This is a genomic window from Micromonospora sp. WMMC415 (assembly GCF_009707425.1).
GTDB lineage: Bacteria > Actinomycetota > Actinomycetes > Mycobacteriales > Micromonosporaceae > Micromonospora.
In genome coordinates this window covers 857,977-875,213 of record NZ_CP046104.1, presented here as the reverse complement: position 1 = coordinate 875,213, position 17,237 = coordinate 857,977, and the positions used below count along the sequence as shown (strand labels likewise).

Here is a 17,237-nt window from a genome sequence, read left to right as displayed (position 1 = left end):
CTCAGCCCTCCCCGCCCGTCGCGACAGCGGTGAACAGGGAGTTCTGCCCCGGCGCACCGAGACGACGGCGGACGACCCGGCGACGCGCCGGAGTCCGGGTCGGCATCAGCGCGGCCAGATCGACCGGCCCGGCCTGCGGGGCGGGGACGTGTCGGGTCATGGTCGGCAGCCACTGACCGCGACCAAGGACGGCGCGGAGGTCGACGCGGTCGGAGACGTGCGGGGCGATCAGGTCCGGGTCGAGGTGGCGCAGCTTGACCACCGTGCGGGCTAGGGCTGCGGCGGCGGCGGAGATCTCAACCAGGGCGGCGACGCGGACGGCGTCGGCGGGGATGGTGGTGTAGACCTCGCGGGCGGCCCGGATACCAGGACCGGCCAGGCGCATCACTGTGCGGCGGTGGGTGCGACGGGCGGGGGCGGGGCGCGGGTTCCCGGCGATGCGGGCAGCGTCAGCTAGCGTGGGCATCAGCCCAACTCCTTCCGAGGTGATCGGGTGAGGCGCGGGGCAGGCTTGGTCTTGGCGGATGAGGCCCGCCCCGCGCGTCCAGTTCTGGTCAGGCCGCCTGCTTCGTCGCGGCGGCGGTCGGCTCGGTCATGGCGCCCGCGCGGATCGACCACGCCTGACGCGCCCGGCACTTCCCCGAGCCCTTGCACCGCTGGCTGTCGACGTACGGGGTCAGGGTCACGTCGGTGAACATCACCGCCGGCGGGTAGCCGGGGATCTTCGACGCGGGCGGCACCGGCTGGACCGGGGCCGCGATCTTCACCTTGACCTCCTTGGACCCGCCGAACTTCCCGGCCTCCGGGTCCAGGTCCAGGACCTTGACCACCCACAGCCGCTCACCGGTGTCCTTGTCACGCGCCTGGTCGTCGCCCTGGCCGCGCTTGTCGAAGTCCGTCACCGGCTCCACCCCGAGGCACAGCGCGCCAGCCGGGAAGACGTACTCGAACGGAACCGGAACCTTGATCGTGTTGGGGACCATGCCCTCTTGCCTCCTGTTGTCGCCGGACGTCTGCCGGACCGGACATCGAGTTCGCTAGTTCGCTAGCAAACATGCAATCGACAGTAAGGCATGCATCGCCCACGGAGCAAGAGGTTTGCTGGCAAACCTGCGAGGATGGAGACATGGAGCCACGTCCAACAGTCGTCCCGCTGCCGATCCAATTGAAGATCGCTGACGACATCCGCATGCAGATCGAGCGCGGCGAGCTGACGCCGGGAGACTCACTGCCCACGCTGGCCGAGCTGGCCGAGCGCTGGTCATGCTCTGTCGGATCCGCCCGCGCGGCGATCGCCCTGCTCAAAGCTCAGGGCCTCATCAGCAGCGGACGCGGCAAAGCACCGGTGGTGCGCGTTCCACCCCGCAAGGTCATCCGCTCCTCTGAGCGTCACCAGGTCGAGAAAGACCTTGCCGCACGCCCTGAAGCCGAGCGTGCCGTCGTAGGCGAGGCCGAGACCAACCTCAACATGCAGATCAGCGAGCAGGAGTTCCGCTCCCGCTACGACCAGGTGGAAGCCGGCCCGGACCTGGCCGACCTGTTCCGAATCGAGCCGACGGAACTACTGCTGCGGCGACGCTACGACTCGACCGACCGGGCAAGCGGCTTGCTTCTCTCGTCAAGCATCTCCTACATGCCGGTTGCGCTCATCAGCTCAAACCCCGCGCTCCTTGACGAGGCCAACGAGCCGTGGCCGGGAGGAACCCAACACCAGCTCTCGACAGTCGGCGTGGAAATCATGACCATGATTGACGAAGTAACAGGCCGGATGCCGACCACTGCCGAGGCCCAGCTCTGGGGCCTGCCCGACGGCGTTCCCTTCATCCTCTGCCGACGCATCTCCCTGGACGCCAACGAAAGAGTCGTCGAAGTCTCCGACGCCGAATACCCGGCCGACCGGACCGAACTCCGATTCGTCACCCCACTCAAGCCCTGGCCCAAACGCAGATCCAGCGGCAAGCCATCAGGGCGGCAAGGAGGAAGACCATGACCGCAGACCTGAACGCCCAAGACGAGCGGTTCCTAGCAAGGGCCATCGAAATCTCGCGGCGCGCGTTGGAGGACGAGGGCAAGACTCCCTTCGGAGCCATCGTCGTCATCTCCGGAGAGATCGTCGGAGAGGGCACCAGCAGCGTTGTCGAGCTACGAGACCCGACCGCACACGCCGAAGTCATGGCCCTGCGTCACGCAGGCAGCAACCTCGGGCGACACCTCTTCGAAGACGGCACCATGTACGCCAGCAGTGAGCCCTGCCCCATGTGCCTCATGGCCTGCTACTGGGCACGCATTCCCCGCCTGATCTTCGGGGCCACCAGTCACGACGTAGCAACCTACGGTTTCGAAGACCTCCAGTTCTACCGCGAGGTCGCCCAACCGGCCGAACGCCGTTCACTGCGCGAAGAGGTTGCCGAAGGAGCCCTCCGAAACCAGGCCGTCGACGTACTGCGCAAGTGGGCCGACATGCTGCCGTCACCGGTCGAACCCAAGCTCTGACAGAGCTGGTTACAGTCCGTGACATCTGACTGCCTGCGGCGCACCACGATACTCGCCGGATTCACTCTAGATGTCTGCCGTTGATGTCTCTGCGGCCGGCCAAGCCGTAAGAATGCGGGACGCGCAGCCATCTACTCAGATATCGGGAACGGATGGTACCGGTGAGCAAACCCCCGAGGGTCATGGCGAACCCGCCGTCGAAACGTTCGAAGTACGGCCCTCTTTCACGAAGGACCACCGGGTGATCAGCGGGGGCGACGCCGGGCTTTACGTGCCAGAAGAGAAAGTCGCCGTTGGGGGTTCCGCCCCAGGAGATGAGGTTATCGCCGGGCTGGAACCAGTCGGGAACATGGTCACCGTCCCAACGGGAGGAATCACCCAGCGGCCAAGCCCGTTCGAGACGGCTGAAAGGTTCGTCGTCAACGCCGCTGAACCAGATCCGGCACGACTCCTGCGCCACCTCATTGTTGTCGACCAAGTCAGTCCAGCCGAGAGAGGCATCGGGTGCGCATACGAGCAGATGATCGTTGATGGCACCGGGACCATATGTGTCGACAAAAAACTTGTAGTCGCTCGGCAGTTCAGCACCGAGTGCCGTTTCGATAGCCGACCAATCGGACGATCGCCAATAAGCCTCATCCATCGGCGGCAGCTGTAGTAGGTCTGCCAGCGTGGCAAGATCATCCATGGTTTCATCGTGCCATTGGCGTACGGATTCCGGCAAGCATCGATCTCGGCCGACGGTCGAGGACCGCTGCACTCAACTGCCGCGATTCGATCGCTACGGGGTGTCGCGGCCCATCGCCGGACACTCTGACAGAGCTCACGCACTGCCGAATTCCCCTTTTTAGGATCAAGGCGGCCCGCAAGCGGGCCGCGCCGGCCCGGCCCGGCCTGCTGGCGACCTCCGGCCGGCATCGGCCGGGCCGGCCGGCCACGCTGGTGGGGACCCGGTGTGATGGGCTGAGGCGGGACGATCGCCGTCGGGGCTGTCCTCCGTCGAGGGTAGGGCGATCGCTGCCGCGCAGCAGAGCTGCTTGCCCACGAACTCTCGTGGGCACCGTCCGCATTTCAACGACGACGAGGACCAGGGTGTGACCCACCCCCCCGGGTGCCCGATCCTCTACGCCACCTGGCCGGCGTCAAGGGCGCTGCGCGTCGGCACGCCGATGGCCTACGGCCACCCTTGACCCCGACCAGGCGCCGCAGTTCTGGCACCTATCCGGGGGATGGGGGCAGACTGGCGTCCAGCCAGTCCGCGAAGGCATGCATGGAGACGCCCTGCTAGATAATCGACCGATGATCGAGGCAATGAGGGAGAGGATGGGGGATGCGGGGACATCCCTCGTTCGATCGGGTGCCGCGCGCAGCTTTGAGATCAGCGACGAGGACAGTGGGCTTCGGCTACGGGTATTCCGCGCCGGCGATGGTGCTACGGCCACTGCAACGATGACCGAGACGACCGAGGTCTACTTCGTTGACCTCGGAAACGGTTACAAGATGGTGCGAACTGCCTACGACGATGAGGACAAGCTCGCAGTTCTCGATGATTTCCTTGAGGCTGTCCGAGTGTTCATCGAAGGGAACTACTACGAGGAAATCGGCAAGCGGAACGGACGCGTGGTCTCGCGAAGGATGTACTTCGACGGCTCCGGCGGGGCGTACTGGCTATCCGCGTCGCTTGGGTTGCGCGCTGCTTTCCGCCGACTGCTCGGCTACCAAAAGTCGGTTGTCCGTTCGCCTAAGCGCTAACGGCCGAGCCATCTGGGCCACAAGCGGGGGACCGAACCGAACGGATCGAGTTGCCGAGCGCCCGAGGACCGGGACCAGGCGGACCGACCCGGACGGGCTAGACATGGTCTTGGGAATCGAGGATCAAGGTGGCTGTACAGCCATCGGTACAGCCAAGCCAGCCGGCGAGAGGCGGCCGAGAGCCGCACTGGCCGACGAGCGGTGCAGGTCAGCGGCAAGGGGCGACGCCGGCCGACAGGGCGCTTGATCTTTGCAAGGCAGGGGTTAGGGGTTCGAGTCCCCTGGGCTCCACGCATCTTTCTCACCTGCCGGCTTGTAGCGGGATGTGGTCACCAGGCGAACTTGCCGGCGTAGCATCCGTCGAAACGGTGGACACGCAAGGCGGATTTTGGTCATACTTGTGACCATGACGACGCTGCCGTTGGGGGAAGTGAAGACCCGGCTCTCTGAGCTGGTGGGGCGGGTGCACGACCACCACGAGCGGGTGACGGTGACGGTGCACGGCCGTCCGTCCGCCGTGCTGGTTTCGGTGGAAGATCTTGAGCGGCTCGAGGAAACCGTCGCGGTTCTCGGAGATGCGGGTACCCTGCGACGGCTGGCCGACTCCGACGCGGAACTGGCCCGAGGTGAAGAGGTGTCCGCCGACCAGCTTGCGGAGACCATTCGCGCCCGTCGCGCCTCTGCCGCGTGAGTCGGCGGCTGCCGGAAGGTCCGTACACGCTGCGCGCCACGCCGACCGTCCGTCGAGCGCTCGCCGAACGGTTGCCAGAGGCCGTCGCGGTTGCCGCGTACGAGTTCATGACCGGGCCGTTGGTGCGAGAGCCCTACCGGGTCGGGAAGCGCTTGCTGCCGCCGTTGTCAGATCGGTTCAGTGCCCGTCGAGGCACCTACCGGATCATCTACCGCATCGACGACGATAACCACACCGTGACCGTTGTGGACATAGATCATCGAAGGGATGTCTACCGCTCCTGACGCCCCTGGCCCTCCGACGCCGGAGGCATTGAGTACGGTGAGCGCCGTGTCGATGAACGTGGCTGCCGAGGCCGCAGCCCTTGAGGCCGAGGTAGAGCAGTATCCGGACGAGCGGGGTGAGATCCTCCTCGAGGCTGCAGACACATGGCGCCGGGCGGGGCGGCTCGATCGCGCAGCCGATCTGCTGAACAGACTGATCGCTGACGGCGGCGAGGACGGCTGCTACGCCACGGTGCAGCTCGCAGAGGTGCGATTCGAGCAAGGCGACGCCGACGAGGCGCATGACGTGCTGGACCGCCTGGCTCGCGACGCGGCGACGAACGACGGTCACTGCACGCTGGTCGCCGAACTCCTCGCCGAGCGAGGCGATCTGCACGGTGCGTTGCGCTGGTACGACCGGGCGGTGGCCCGCCTGTCGACCGAGGAGTTGCGGGCGCTGAGCGGCTCGGATGGCTGGATGCAGATGTCGTCGGTGATGATTCGCGGCCGTCGTGAGGTCCGTCAGCAGTTGGGTCTGGTTCCGGACGCTACCGATGAGCTGGCTCCGGCGGCGCCGACGCAGCGGCGGCAGATCGTCGACGTGGATGGTGTGCGGGACGCCGTGAAGTCTGGACGGGTGCCACGGCAGGTGCGGATGGTGATCTTTCAGCGCCAGGAGCGGGCCGAGGCGCGACGGCGGTGGCCTCAGGAACACGCCGTGACCGACGACGAGCACTATCAGGCTGCGGAGCGCCGGTGGCGTGAGTTGACGAACAGCGGTGTGCCAGCCATCCGGGTGGTGCCGGCAACTGTCACCGGTCTCTGCGAGTTCGCGGACCGGGTTGGTGAGTCCGCCCTCGATCCGGCGCTCAAGACCCGCTACAGCGAGACCCTGCCGGAGGAGCACACAATCGCATGGCCGCCACCGCGCAACTCACCATGCTGGTGCGGATCGACGGCCAAGTACAAGAAGTGTTGCGGCCGAGCGGTCTGATCCGCGCACTCCGACGCGCGTCGCACACGGTAATCCGTCACGACCCGGGCCGGCCTGCGACCGCTGCTGCCGCTGCCAGGGGAAGCGGGTCACCGGCGATCGTGACGGTGTGGTTCGCATGGTGGTACCTCCGGCCCACCACATCATCCGGCCTGCTCACGGCCGCAATCGCACACGCTCTTCCACACCGAGGCTCAGTCGGCGACACCAACTATTGGTGGTCGAGGCAGCCGTCACCGTCGAAGTGGACGAACCGCAGCTCACGCGCAAGCGCGTTGATGGCCCGTTGGAGCTGGGTCTGGCCGACTCCTTCGTCCACGATGAATGCCAGCCAGCCTGATGCTGGTGGGGCGGCGTCGGAGGGCCGTGCGGAGGTCGTAGGCCGCGGCACGTTAGCGTCGGACGTGTGAGCACACCGCAAGTCCTGCCCGCCGACAGCGGCATCGCCGAGGCGGCTTCCGTCCTGCGTACCGGGGGGTTGGTGGCCTTCCCCACCGAAACCGTGTACGGGCTGGGCGCCAACGCGCTCGACGCGCGGGCGGTGGCCCGGATCTTCGAGGCCAAGGCACGGCCGAGCTTCGACCCGCTGATCACACACCTGGCCGAGGCGGCGGAGCTGGAGAAGCTGGTGGGCTCGGTGCCGGCGGCGGTGGCCGCGCTCGCCGAGCGGTTCTGGCCGGGGCCGCTGACCCTGATCGTGGATCGGCCGGCGGTGATCCCACCGATCGTCACGTCGGGTCTCGAGACGATGGCGGTGCGGGTGCCGGATCACGATGCCGCGCGGGCGTTGATCGCGGCGGCCGGGGTGCCGGTGGCCGCGCCGAGCGCCAACCGCTTTGGCCAGCTGAGCCCGACCCGGGCCGAGCACGTCGTACGCGGCCTGGGCGCGGCGGTGGACGTGGTGCTCGACGGCGGGTCGGCCCGCTGCGGCATCGAGTCGACGATCGTGGACATGCGGGGGGACCGGCCGGTGGTGCTGCGCCTCGGTGCGCTGCCGGTGGAGTCGCTGGAGGAGGCGGTCGGGCCGGTGGTCGTACGCCCGGGCAGCTCCGGGCAGCCGGTGGCGCCCGGCGCGCTCGCGGCGCACTACGCCCCGCGTACGCCGTTGCGGGTGGTCTCTGGCGCGGAGCCGGCGGCCGGCGACGGTGCCCGGCGGGGCTTCCTCGCGTTCCGGGACCGGCCGGCGGGCGACTGGGCCGAGGTGGCGGTGCTCTCCGCCGGCGGCGACCTGACCGAGGCGGCGGCCCGGCTGTTCGACGCGCTGCACCGGCTGGACAGCACCGGCGTCACCGAGATCGTCGCCGAGCCGGTGCCCGACGTGGGTGTCGGCCGGGCGATCAACGACCGGCTGCGCCGGGCGGCGGCCACCTGGCGGTGAACGTCCGCGCATGGGCCGCGACCGTGGGGGTAGGAGAAACGGCAACAACCCCCCGGAAGTGAGGTGTCATACCCATGCCGACCGCACGCGAGATCATGACCCAGGACGTGACCTGCGTCCGTGAGCAGGACGACCTCCGGACGGCGGCGAAGCAGATGGCCCAGTTGGGTGTCGGTTCGCTGCCGATCTGCGGGAACGACAACCGGCTCAAGGGAATGCTGACCGACCGCGACATCGTGGTGAAGGTGCTCGCCGAGGGCCGCGACCCGGCCAATGTCACCGCCGGTGAGCTGGCGCAGGGTGAGGCCGTCACCATCGGCGCCGACGACGACGCGGCCGAGATCCTGCGGACGATGAGCCAGTACAAGGTGCGCCGGCTGCCGGTGATCGACGGGCACGATCTCGTCGGCATCGTGGCCGTCGCCGACGTGGCCCGGTCCCTGCCGGATCGCCCGGTCGGTGACCTCATCGAGGCCATCTCCGAGCGCAGCTGACGGCACGGCACGACCGATCGCCGCCTCCGGCCCCGTGGCCGGCAGGCGGCGATCGCCACAAGGGACCACTCGCCGCCGACGTGCCGCCAAGATCCGGACAACTTCGGGGAAGTTGTGGCCTCCGGCCGCCGGGAGGCCGCTACTTCCCCGAAAGTGCGCGCCTCAGGACGGCAGCAGGGACACCGTCTCGCCGCGGGCGATGGTGCGGACGCCGCCGAGGCCGCGCCGGCGGGTCTCGGCGACGAAGTGGCCCAGCGGGGAGCGGAACACGGGGTAGTCGTCGTAGTGGATGGGCACGGTGAGGGTCGGCCGGATCAGTTCGACCAGGTCGGCGCCCTGCCGGCCGTCCATGGTGACCAGGATGCCGGCGATCTTCGTGCCGCCGAGGTGGATGAGCATCGCGTCGATGTCCGGGTAGCGCCCGGGGATGTCGGCCAGCAGCGGCTTGTTAAGGGTGTCGCCGGTGACGTAGAGCCGGAACGTGCGGGTGCCGTCGCGTTCCAGGTCGACGAGGGTGCCCATCACGTCGGGCAGCAGCCGGTCCAGCGGACCGGGACCGTGCTGGCCCGGCAGCGCGGTGAGCCGCAGAGTCGTCCCGCCCCGGTGCAGCTCCCGGGAGTGCCAGGTGGGCACACCGTCGGCGGCGCGGAATCCCCAGCGGCGCAGCTTCCGGCTCGCGGCGGGAGTGGTGACGATCGGAAGCGAACGGTCGAGTTCCCGGCGGGCGACCCGGTCGAAGTGGTCCCCGTGCAGGTGGGACAGGACCACCGCGTCCAGGGCGGGCAGTTGGGCGACCTCCATCGCCGGGTCCGTACGGCGGCGTGACCACAGGCCCTTGCCCAGGTACGCGCGCTGCCCCCGATGCAGGAAGTTCGGATCGGTGAGCAGGGTGAACCCCCCGATCCGCAGCACCGTGGTGGCGGTCCCGATGAACGTCACGTCCGCGTTCCCGCTCACGGGGACACCCGTACCCCTGATCGCTGGACTCACGCGGTCGGGGCGTCCGCGGGACGCTCCGCGGCCGACCGGTCCGGACCCGGCTGGCCGGCGGTAGCGCCGTCGGGACCACGCTGCCCGTCGGGTCCGGGTTGCCCGCCGGTCGGCCACCGGCGCAGCCGGTGCAGCAGGTCCGCGTCGGGTAGCAGCGGCAGGCGGTGCATCAGGTCGGTGGCGGCTCGCGGCGGGGCCGGCAGCCGCTCCACCAGCCGGGCCACGGCGCCGTTGGCGAGGGTGGCGCCGACCGCGGAGCCGGTGGCGATCGTCCAGCCGATCGGCCCGAGCGGGGTGCAGCCGAAGAACTGGCTGAGGCCGGGGGTCTGCACGACCAGCACGAGCACTCCCACCGATCCGGCGGTGGAGATGAGGACGCCGGGCGTGGTGCCGCCGGCCAGCAGGGTCTGGCCGAGCTGCGTACCGACCAGCGACACCAGGGCGACGGTGCCGGCCCGGCGGGGTGAACCGGCCGCCCACCGGGCCAGCGCCCAGCCGGCGGTGGCGCCGAGCGCGGTGGAGGTGGCGCGGACCCCGATCTCCCGGTCCAGGGTGGTGCCGAGGGAGGTGTCCGGTCCCTCCCGGAGCAGGGCCTCGCTGTGCTCGGGGCGCGGCGGGCGGACCGCGATGGCCAGCGCGGGGGCCAGGTCGGTGAGCAGGTTGACCAGCAGCAGTTGGCGGCCGTTGAGGGCGGAACGGCCGTCGGCGGCGGCGGTGACGATGCTGAACGCGATCTCGCCCAGGTTGCCGCCGACGAGGATGCTCAGCGCGTGCCGGACCGACGACCACATGGCCCGTCCCTCGGTCAGCGTGGCGATGATGGTCTCCAGCCGGTCGTCCATGACGACCAGGTCGGCGGCGGCCCGGGCGGCGGGGGTGCCGCGCTGGCCGAGCGCGATGCCGACGTCGGCGAGACGGATGGCCGGGGCGTCGTTCGCGCCGTCACCGGTCATCGCCACGCACCGGCCGCAGGCCTGCAACGCCTGGATGATCCGTACCTTGTGGGCGGGGGTGCACCGGGCGACCACGTCGGTGGTGACCAGTCGGGCGGCCATTGCCTCGTCGTCCAGGTCGTCGAGTTCCGCGGCGGTGACCACCCGCTGGCCGTCGCCGGGGCTGATCACCGACGCGATCGCCTCGGCGGTGGCGGGATGGTCGCCGGTGATCATCACGGTGTGCACGCCGGCCCTGCGGATGCTGGCGACGGCCGGCGCGGCGCTGGCGCGGATCCCGTCACCCAGCGCCAGGATCCCGACGAAGGTCAGGCCCCGGACGTCGTCGTCGGTGACGGTCTCGTCGTCCACGGCCCGTTCGGCGATCGCGAGGACCCGCTGCCCGGCCCCGGCGTGGCGGGTCAACTCGTGCTGCACCGCCGCCCGGTTGGGCTCGTCCATCGGCACCACGCCGGCCTCCGTGCGCCGGTTCACGCAGCGGGGCAGCACTGTCTCCGGGGCGCCCTTGAGACTGAGCAGCAGGCCTCCGTCGCAGGTGCCGACGGTGGCGTGGTAGCCGCGGGACGGCTCGAAGGGCAACCCTCCGACGGGGTGCCAGGCCGCCGCCCCGGTCTGCTCCACCGCGCCGGCCTCCCGCGCCGCCCGGCGAACCGCGCGGTCGGTCTGCTCCGGGAGCTGCTCCGGATCCTCGGCGTCCGGTGTGGCGCGGAGCGCGACCGCGAGCACCGTGCGCAGGTGGTCGTCGAGCCGGTCGACCGGGGCGTACCGGTCCCCGTCGCCGACGCCGGAGAGCACCAGCCGACCCTCGGTCAGCGTGCCGGTCTTGTCGAAGCAGAGGACGTCGACCCGACCGAGCGCCTCGATCGTGCGCGGGTTGCGGACCAGGGCGCCGTGCTCGGCCAGCCGCCGGGCCGCGGCGAGTTGCGCGGCGCTGACGAGGAACGGCAACCCCTCGGGCACCGACGCGACCGCCAGGTTCGCGGCGGTCGCGGCCGTCTCCGCCAGGGGTACGCCCCGAGCCACGCCGGCGCCCGCGACGGCGATCGCCGAGCCCAGCGCGAGCGGTACGGACTTGCTGGTCAGCCCGCCGAGCCGCGCCTCGACACCGCCGCTGGGCGCAGCGTGCCGGGCCAACGCCATGCTGCGCCCGGCCTCGGTGTCGGCACCGGTGGCGACGACGACCGCCCGGCCCTGCCCGGCGGCGACGGTGGTGCCCTCGTACACCATGGAGCGCCGCTCGGCGACGGCGGCCGCGGCGACCGGCTGGTCGGTCTTGCTCACCGGCAGCGACTCGCCGGTGAGTGAGGACTCGTCGGCCTCCAGCCCGACCGCCTCCAGGACCCGGCAGTCGGCGGGTACGGCGTCGCCCGGTTCGAGGACGATCACATCGCCGGGAACCAGCTCGTCGGCGGGCACCACGCGGTCGGTGCCGTCCCGCCGGACCCGGGCGGTGACCGCCGAGCGGGACAGCAGTTCGGCCAGGGAACGCTCGGTGTTGCGCTCGTGCACCGCGCCGACCAGGGCCGACCCGCCGAGCACACCGCCGACCAGGGCGGCGTCGACGAGCGAGCCGAAGGAGGCGGACAGCACCGCCCCGGCGGCGAGGACCGGGGTGAGCGGGTTGGCCAGCTCGTCGAGGAACGCCCGGAGCAGGGTGGACGGGGCGCGGCCGTCGGGTCCGACGCCGCCCCGCCGCCGGGCGGCCTCGGCGCACTCCAGGCCGTCGGGGGTGCTGTGGAGCTGGTCGAGGACCGTCTCCACCGGCATCAGGTGCCAGGGAACCGCCTTGCGCGGGGCGGGCGCGTCGGCCGGGTTGGGCAGGTGGTGAGCACGCCACACGCCGTTGGCGAACGCCAGCGCGGCGGTGCCGTTCACCGCCGCCAGGGTCCGGCCGGGGAGCAACTCCCGGTCGGTGGTGAACGCGGACAGGGCGCCGAGCCCGGTGCCGGCGAGCGCGAGCCGGATGTTCTGCGCGCTCATCCGCCGCGCCACGCCGGCCGCCTCCACCACCAGCGCGGACACCCGCGGATCGGTGCCGACCAGAAGGTGCGCACCCCACGGGGGCAACTCCTCGTCGCTGGCCATGCCGAGACCGCAGTCGGCGGCGCCGAGCGCCGTCCGGTCCCCGGACACCAGCATCACCACCGCGCCGTCCTGTTGCAGCCGGCGTACCGTCCCGGCGAGCTGCTCACCGCCGGGCAGGACGGCGTCGGCGAAGTCGTACCGGTCGGGGTCGTCGCCGGCCACGACCAGCCGCAGCCCCGCCCGCCGGGCGGCGGCCGGCAGGATGTCCACGCCCGGCGCGGGTTCCGCCTCGACCCGCAGCACCGCGACGAGCCGGTCATCGTGCGCCAGACCGAGCACCCGGCCGTCCGCCGCCCGTAGCCGCTCGCTCTCCGGGGTGTCCCCCGGGTCCGCGGCGCCGAGCGCCTCGACCGGACCGATCCGCCAGCCGTCGGCCTCCCGGCACGCGTCGGGCTCGTCCGGGTCGAAGAGCGCGAACGCGCGCGAGGCCACCTCGCCCGCGTCGGCGTCCCCGAGGGGAGCCAGGTCGGCCAGCAGCCCCCGGTCGGAGCCGAGCACGGCGGCGTCGAGAACCAACGTGTCGATCCGGTCGAGTTCCCGCAGCACGCCACGGTCCATGGCGATGACGCCGCGCCGCGCCAGCAGGTTCCCGAGTTGGGCGGCGTACCCCTCGCGACCCGAGCCGGGGGCCTTCGGCAGTGCGGAGAGGCCGAGCGCCGCGGCCCGCTTGCCGCCGACGAGCGGGGTGGCCGCCGCCGCGGCGACGGCGCCGGTGTGGAGCATCCGCGTCACGTACCTCTCGACCGGCCCGTCCGGCTTCGGCCGGGGCCGCTCGGAGTCCAGGGTGCGGGCGACGGCCCGCTCCGGGTCGCCGGTCAGCCGGGGTTCGGCCTTCGTCCACGCCGCGAGCTGAGCCCGGGCCTCACCCCACTGCACGACGCGCTGGGCACCATCGAGCACGATGCCGGTCCAACCGCCGGTCAGACCCTGCACCACCGCCTCGGCCAGCGGGAAGAGCAGATCGGCGCGGGGGTCGGCCCGCAGTCCGCGGTTGGCGAGGGCGTGCAGCTTCGGATGCAGGTCGACGGCGCCGAGCAGGCCGGCGACCTCGGCGGGGGCAGGGGTGAAGGGCAGGATCCGGGTCGCGGCCGAGATGGTGAGACCGAGCGCGTCGGACACGAGCGCGCCGAGCGTACGGGGGGTGCGCGGCCCCTCCTCGGGCGGATGCGGGGGCGGGATCTCCGGGTCGGGCTCGTGGGGACAGACGCGTTCGGCCCGGTCGACGGTCGCGATCAGGTCACGCAGCCTCGGCTCGGGCGACTCGACGGCGACGACCACCCGGCCGGACGGTGCGTTCACCCGCGCCCACGCCACGCCGGGCATCCCCTCAAGCGCCCGCTCGACCTGCCGGGCGAGGACGTCCCCGCCGTCCTGGCAGACGCCGTGCACCTCGATGTGGTGCCGGCCCGGACGGGACCAGACCCGACGGCGGGTCAGGCCGGCGGCCCCGGCCAGCCGGACCGCGGCCGAACCGAGATTCCGGGACGCCTCCCCCACCACCTGCGACACGGCGGCCGGAGGGCGAAGACGGCCGGCGACCCGGCCCAGCGGCGTCATCGAGGCGTACGACCGGACAGGTGCCGGCCCGACCCCCCGGTGCTGCTGTTCCCGCCGCCGAACTCCATCTCGCCTCCCATGCCTGCTCCTCCGGCGGGCTGGCTTCCCGGCCGGCCGTCCGTTATGCCCCGGGGAGCAGCAAAGTTTCCCCGGCCGGCCGGGTGTGGACGGGCGGGTCGGTGGAATCCGGGTGCCGTCGCCGTTCTAGTGGAGGTCGCAATGAGCACGCTGACGCGGGAGCTCAGCGGGGGACGCGAGACGGTCCGGGCGTTCAGCCGCCGGGTGGACGTCCCGGTGCTGGGTGAGGTGGCGGTGCCGCCGCCGGACAAGTTGGCGTACTACGCGGGCCTGGGGGTGCTGGCCGCGCTGCAGGTCATCGAATGGCCGCTCGCGCTGGTGATCACCGCCGGTCACCTGCTCGCGGACCAGCACCTGTCCGGGCTCGCCAAGGGGCTGGGCGAGGCGTTGGAGGCCGCGTAGTCACGCTTGACCTCAACCGCGGTTGAGGTCGCACGCTGGGCGGGTGCTGATCGATTGGCGATGGCCCGGCGAGAGCCGTGACCTGTGGTGGATGCCGGTGACGGGTGAGAGTCGGGGTGCCCGGTGACCGCCACGATGACGACCCCGGCCCCGCCCACGCCGGCCGGTGGGCTGTTCGCACCGCGGCTGCGGGCGATGACGGTGGGTGTCGTGGCGTTGGTCTCCCTGCTGGCGTTCGAGGCGCTGGCGGTCGGCACCGCCATGCCGACCGTCGCGCGCGGTCTCGACGGCATCGCCCTGTACGGCATCGCCTTCGGCGGGCCCTTCGCGGCCGGTGTGCTCGCCATGGTGCTGTCCGGGCTCTGGTCGGACATGCGCGGGCCGAGCGGCCCGGTGTGGCACGGCCTCGGGTGGTTCGTGGCGGGCCTGGTGGTGGCCGGGAGCGCCACCTCCATGGAGGTCCTGGTGGTCGGCCGGGTGGTGCAGGGGTTCGGGTCCGGCCTGCTGTCAGTGGCGCTGTACGTGGTCGTGGGGCGCGTGTACCCGGAGCGGTTGCACCGGCAGATCTTCGCCGCGTTCGCGGCGGCGTGGGTCGTGCCGTCCCTGGTCGGCCCGGCCGTGGCGGGCCTGGTGGTCGAGCACCTCGGCTGGCGCTGGGTCTTCCTGGCGGTGCCGGCGGTGGCCGTACCGGCGGGCCTGCTGATCGGTCCGGGGCTGCGGGCGGTCGGCGCGGTACCGGCGGCCGGTCGTCCGGCTGGCGCGCTGACCCGGCTCGGCTGGGCCGGAGCGGCGGCGGTGAGCGCCGCACTGTTGCACGTCGGGGGGCAGCAGCGCGGGATCACCGCCGTCGCGCTGGTGGGGGCGGCGCTGGCCGGGCTCCTGGTCAGCGCGCCCCGGCTGCTGCCGGCGGGATTCCTCCGGGCCGGCCGGGGCCTGCCCACCGTGATCGGGCTGCGCGGGCTGGCGTCCGCCGCGTTCGTCGCCGCCGAAGTGGTGATCCCGCTGATGCTCACGCGGGAGCGGGGTCTGTCGCCCACCGCCGCCGGGCTGGTCCTCACCGCGGGCGCGCTGGCCTGGTCGGGTGGCTCGTGGCTGCAGGGGCGGATGCCGGTGCCACGCTCCCGCGCGACGCTGCCGACGGTCGGCCTCGCCTGCATCACCCTCGGCACCGCCGTGGTGACGTCCGCCCTGGTGCCGGCCGCGCCGGTGTGGGTCGCCGTCCTCGGGTGGGCGGGGGCGGGGCTGGGGATGGGCCTGCTCTACCCCTCGCTGTCGGTGCTCACGCTGGAGCTGTCCGCCCCCGGGGAGCAGGGCCGGAACAGCTCGTCCCTGCAACTGGGGGACTCGCTCTTCGCGGCGACCGTCCTGGCCCTGACCGGTGCGCTGCTCGCCGCGAGCGCGGCACCCGGTCCGGGCAGCTACGCCGGCACGCTGGCGGTCGCCGCCGGGCTGGGGCTGCTGGGCGCTCTGCTGGCCCACCGGGTGGTGCCGGCGACGCGGTGAGCGGGACGACGGTCAGGGGAAAACGCCGCGGCGACCGGGCCCGGCCCGAGAGGATGACGGGCGATGGAGTTCCTCGGCACCTTCCCGATGGCCGTCGTGATGGTCGCCGGGACCCCGCTGGTCGCGGCGGTGTTCCTCGCCTCCGCCGAGCGGCCACGCGCCGCGTCGCTGGGGTATCTGGCCGGTGCGACCGTCGTCGTCGCCGCTGGCACGACGCTGAGCTGGCTGGCCACCCGCACGGTCAAGGTCAATCTGACCGCAGGCGGCGCCGATCGCCGGACGATCGAGGGCTGGATCGACTGGTTCGTCATCGCGGTGCTGGTCGTGCTGGCGGTGGTCGTGTTCGTCCGGCGACACCGCGGTGGCACGCCGTCCTGGATCGACCGGTTACAGCGGTCCGGCCCGGCGTACGCGGCCCGGCTGGCGGCGCTGCTCCTCGGTGCGATGCCCGCGGACGACCTCACCATGCTCAGCGCGGGCGCGAGCACGGCCCGGCACGACCTGCCGTGGTGGCACCTGCTGCCGTTCGTCCTGCTCACCGTGCTGCTGCTGGCGGTGCCGCTGCTGGCGCTGCTCCTGCTCGGTCCGCGGGCGGCGGCGGTGCTGCCCCGGATGCGGGACTGGGCCGACCGGCACTCCTGGCTGATCAGCGAGGTGGTGATCGCGCTGTTCCTCGCGCTGACGTTGCAGGACGCGCTCCAGTGAGCCGGCTCTCGCCGGGTCACGTGCCGCCGTCCGGCCCCGTCTACCGGTGTGGAACAGCCTGAACGCGGAGGAGGACGGCATGCGGGTCCTGGTGACCGGCGCGGGTGGACGGCTGGGGCGGGTCGTCGTGCCCCGGCTGCTCGACGAGGGGTGGAGCGTACGGGCGACGAGCCGGCACGCCCGCGACGAGCCGACGGTCGAGTGGGTGTCGGTGGACCTGGCGACCGGGGAGGGGTTGCGAGCGGCGGTCGCCGGCGTCGACGCGGTCCTGCACCTGGCGTCCGCGCCGAACGGGCGGCAGACCTACCGGGTCGACGTGCTCGGCACGCGCCGGCTGGTCGTCGCCGCCGGGGAGGCCGGCGTCCGCCACCTGGTGTACGTGTCGATCGTGGGCGTGGACCGGGTGCCGATCCCCTACTACCGGCACAAGCGGGATGCCGAGCAGGTGGTGGGCGCCGGTGAGGTGCCGTGGACGGTGCTGCGGGCCACCCAGTTCGGTGGGTTCCTCGACGAGATGCTGCGGGGTGCGAGCCGGCTCGGGCCGGTGATCGGGGACCGGGCGGTGGTCGCCCAGCCGGTCGACCCGCGCGATGTCGCGGAGCGGCTGGTGCAGCGGCTCACCGCCGGCCCGCTGCGGGCGGTCGAGGAGTACGGCGGGCCGCAGGTGCTCCGGTTCGACGAGGCGGTCCGGGCGTGGAACGCGGCCCGGGGTACGCGCCGACCGCTGCTGGCGGTGCGCGTACCCGGTCGGTTGGGCCGGGAACTGCGGGCGGGCGGGCTGGTCACCGGGGCGGCTCCGCGCGGCATCCGCACCTGGTCGGAGTACCTGAGCGACACGTATGGGGGAACCGGCGCAAAGTGAACGTTCGCGCCGTTCACGTCCGGCCTACGGTGGCGCC

Annotated in this window: 18 protein-coding genes; 13 read left to right on the top strand and 5 right to left on the bottom strand. The window is 72.0% G+C overall.

Annotated elements, in window-relative coordinates; all coding sequences use genetic code 11:
- Nucleotide 1: 1 nt before the first annotated feature.
- Both GKC29_RS04295 and GKC29_RS04290 read right to left on the bottom strand, forming a co-directional pair.
- Nucleotides 2-466, bottom strand: a complete 465-nt coding sequence (locus GKC29_RS04295) for a hypothetical protein (RefSeq protein ID WP_155329584.1) — start codon at nucleotides 464-466, stop codon at nucleotides 2-4.
- A gap of 88 nt (nucleotides 467-554) precedes the next feature.
- The gene (locus GKC29_RS04290; protein WP_155329583.1) at nucleotides 555-983 is read right to left on the bottom strand and encodes a hypothetical protein; all 429 of its coding nucleotides are present in this window, start codon (nucleotides 981-983) and stop codon (nucleotides 555-557) included.
- Between the two features lie 143 nt (nucleotides 984-1,126).
- On the opposite strand from GKC29_RS04290, the gene GKC29_RS04285 reads away from it, so the two are divergent.
- Together GKC29_RS04285 and GKC29_RS04280 are read left to right on the top strand one after the other, a co-directional pair.
- Nucleotides 1,127-1,990: a GntR family transcriptional regulator gene (locus GKC29_RS04285; protein WP_155329582.1), complete on the top strand. Its 864-nt coding sequence runs from the start codon at nucleotides 1,127-1,129 to the stop codon at nucleotides 1,988-1,990.
- Nucleotides 1,987-2,493 carry a nucleoside deaminase gene (locus tag GKC29_RS04280; RefSeq protein ID WP_155329581.1) on the top strand — a complete coding sequence of 169 codons (507 nt, stop codon included), beginning with the start codon at nucleotides 1,987-1,989 and terminating at the stop codon, nucleotides 2,491-2,493. Before GKC29_RS04285 ends, GKC29_RS04280 begins: the two co-directional genes overlap by 4 nt.
- A 61-nt stretch (nucleotides 2,494-2,554) precedes the next feature.
- Here the strand turns inward: GKC29_RS04280 and GKC29_RS04275 are convergent, their stop codons facing one another.
- Entirely contained in the window at nucleotides 2,555-3,181 is a 627-nt protein-coding gene (locus GKC29_RS04275) for an SMI1/KNR4 family protein (RefSeq protein ID WP_155329580.1), read from the bottom strand.
- 611 nt (nucleotides 3,182-3,792) lie between these two features.
- Here GKC29_RS04275 and GKC29_RS04270 point away from each other — a divergent pair.
- The 7 genes from GKC29_RS04270 (at nucleotide 3,793) to GKC29_RS04245 (ending at nucleotide 8,065) form a co-directional block, all read left to right on the top strand.
- Nucleotides 3,793-4,245: a hypothetical protein gene (locus tag GKC29_RS04270; RefSeq protein ID WP_155329579.1), complete on the top strand. Its 453-nt coding sequence runs from the start codon at nucleotides 3,793-3,795 to the stop codon at nucleotides 4,243-4,245.
- Nucleotides 4,246-4,651: 406 nt separating this feature from the next.
- Complete coding sequence (locus GKC29_RS04265) at nucleotides 4,652-4,936, top strand: type II toxin-antitoxin system Phd/YefM family antitoxin (protein WP_091614758.1); 285 nt, start codon at nucleotides 4,652-4,654, stop codon at nucleotides 4,934-4,936.
- Nucleotides 4,933-5,220 carry a type II toxin-antitoxin system RelE/ParE family toxin gene (locus GKC29_RS04260; RefSeq protein WP_230688916.1) on the top strand — a complete coding sequence of 96 codons (288 nt, stop codon included), beginning with the start codon at nucleotides 4,933-4,935 and terminating at the stop codon, nucleotides 5,218-5,220. The genes GKC29_RS04265 and GKC29_RS04260 overlap by 4 nt, the downstream gene beginning before the upstream one ends.
- A gap of 52 nt (nucleotides 5,221-5,272) precedes the next feature.
- A complete protein-coding gene (locus tag GKC29_RS04255; protein WP_370463349.1) occupies nucleotides 5,273-6,193 on the top strand; it encodes an SEC-C metal-binding domain-containing protein in 921 nt (306 codons plus the stop codon).
- 217 nt (nucleotides 6,194-6,410) lie between these two features.
- Nucleotides 6,411-6,533, top strand: a complete 123-nt coding sequence (locus tag GKC29_RS30265) for a hypothetical protein (RefSeq protein WP_255456163.1) — start codon at nucleotides 6,411-6,413, stop codon at nucleotides 6,531-6,533.
- A gap of 84 nt (nucleotides 6,534-6,617) precedes the next feature.
- On the top strand, nucleotides 6,618-7,571 hold the full coding sequence (locus GKC29_RS04250) for an L-threonylcarbamoyladenylate synthase (RefSeq protein WP_155333977.1): 954 nt from the start codon (nucleotides 6,618-6,620) through the stop codon (nucleotides 7,569-7,571).
- 74 nt (nucleotides 7,572-7,645) lie between these two features.
- Nucleotides 7,646-8,065: a CBS domain-containing protein gene (locus tag GKC29_RS04245; protein WP_155329577.1), complete on the top strand. Its 420-nt coding sequence runs from the start codon at nucleotides 7,646-7,648 to the stop codon at nucleotides 8,063-8,065.
- A 162-nt stretch (nucleotides 8,066-8,227) separates the two neighbouring features.
- On the opposite strand, the gene GKC29_RS04240 is transcribed toward GKC29_RS04245, so the two are convergent.
- Together GKC29_RS04240 and GKC29_RS04235 are read right to left on the bottom strand one after the other, a co-directional pair.
- The gene (locus GKC29_RS04240) at nucleotides 8,228-9,022 is read right to left on the bottom strand and encodes an MBL fold metallo-hydrolase (protein WP_230688915.1); all 795 of its coding nucleotides are present in this window, start codon (nucleotides 9,020-9,022) and stop codon (nucleotides 8,228-8,230) included.
- A 29-nt stretch (nucleotides 9,023-9,051) separates the two neighbouring features.
- On the bottom strand, nucleotides 9,052-13,650 hold the full coding sequence (locus GKC29_RS04235; RefSeq protein WP_230688914.1) for an HAD-IC family P-type ATPase: 4,599 nt from the start codon (nucleotides 13,648-13,650) through the stop codon (nucleotides 9,052-9,054).
- Between the two features lie 219 nt (nucleotides 13,651-13,869).
- On the opposite strand from GKC29_RS04235, the gene GKC29_RS04230 reads away from it, so the two are divergent.
- The 4 genes from GKC29_RS04230 to GKC29_RS04215 all read left to right on the top strand — a co-directional run bounded on the left by GKC29_RS04230 (nucleotide 13,870) and on the right by GKC29_RS04215 (nucleotide 17,200).
- Nucleotides 13,870-14,130, top strand: a complete 261-nt coding sequence (locus GKC29_RS04230) for a hypothetical protein (RefSeq protein WP_155329576.1) — start codon at nucleotides 13,870-13,872, stop codon at nucleotides 14,128-14,130.
- Between the two features lie 123 nt (nucleotides 14,131-14,253).
- Nucleotides 14,254-15,633, top strand: a complete 1,380-nt coding sequence (locus GKC29_RS04225; protein WP_230688913.1) for an MFS transporter — start codon at nucleotides 14,254-14,256, stop codon at nucleotides 15,631-15,633.
- Nucleotides 15,634-15,696: 63 nt separating this feature from the next.
- Nucleotides 15,697-16,338 (top strand): GAP family protein, encoded by a 642-nt coding sequence (locus GKC29_RS04220; protein WP_155329575.1) that lies wholly within the window; start codon nucleotides 15,697-15,699, stop codon nucleotides 16,336-16,338.
- Between the two features lie 79 nt (nucleotides 16,339-16,417).
- Nucleotides 16,418-17,200, top strand: coding sequence for an SDR family oxidoreductase (locus GKC29_RS04215; RefSeq protein WP_155333974.1), 783 nt, complete (start codon nucleotides 16,418-16,420; stop codon nucleotides 17,198-17,200).
- Nucleotides 17,201-17,237: the final 37 nt, after the last annotated feature.

Bases quoted from the DNA above. Each gene is read 5' to 3' on its own strand.
- GKC29_RS04295 (WP_155329584.1), bottom strand. From the start codon at position 466: ATGCCCACGCTAGCTGACGCTGCCCGCATCGCCGGGAACCCGCGCCCC.
- GKC29_RS04290 (WP_155329583.1), bottom strand. From the start codon at position 983: ATGGTCCCCAACACGATCAAGGTTCCGGTTCCGTTCGAGTACGTCTTC.
- GKC29_RS04285 (WP_155329582.1), top strand. From the start codon at position 1,127: ATGGAGCCACGTCCAACAGTCGTCCCGCTGCCGATCCAATTGAAGATC.
- GKC29_RS04280 (WP_155329581.1), top strand. From the start codon at position 1,987: ATGACCGCAGACCTGAACGCCCAAGACGAGCGGTTCCTAGCAAGGGCC.
- GKC29_RS04275 (WP_155329580.1), bottom strand. From the start codon at position 3,181: ATGGATGATCTTGCCACGCTGGCAGACCTACTACAGCTGCCGCCGATG.
- GKC29_RS04270 (WP_155329579.1), top strand. From the start codon at position 3,793: ATGATCGAGGCAATGAGGGAGAGGATGGGGGATGCGGGGACATCCCTC.
- GKC29_RS04265 (WP_091614758.1), top strand. From the start codon at position 4,652: ATGACGACGCTGCCGTTGGGGGAAGTGAAGACCCGGCTCTCTGAGCTG.
- GKC29_RS04255 (WP_370463349.1), top strand. From the start codon at position 5,273: ATGAACGTGGCTGCCGAGGCCGCAGCCCTTGAGGCCGAGGTAGAGCAG.
- GKC29_RS04245 (WP_155329577.1), top strand. From the start codon at position 7,646: ATGCCGACCGCACGCGAGATCATGACCCAGGACGTGACCTGCGTCCGT.
- GKC29_RS04235 (WP_230688914.1), bottom strand. From the start codon at position 13,650: ATGACGCCGCTGGGCCGGGTCGCCGGCCGTCTTCGCCCTCCGGCCGCC.
- GKC29_RS04230 (WP_155329576.1), top strand. From the start codon at position 13,870: ATGAGCACGCTGACGCGGGAGCTCAGCGGGGGACGCGAGACGGTCCGG.
- GKC29_RS04220 (WP_155329575.1), top strand. From the start codon at position 15,697: ATGGAGTTCCTCGGCACCTTCCCGATGGCCGTCGTGATGGTCGCCGGG.
- GKC29_RS04215 (WP_155333974.1), top strand. From the start codon at position 16,418: ATGCGGGTCCTGGTGACCGGCGCGGGTGGACGGCTGGGGCGGGTCGTC.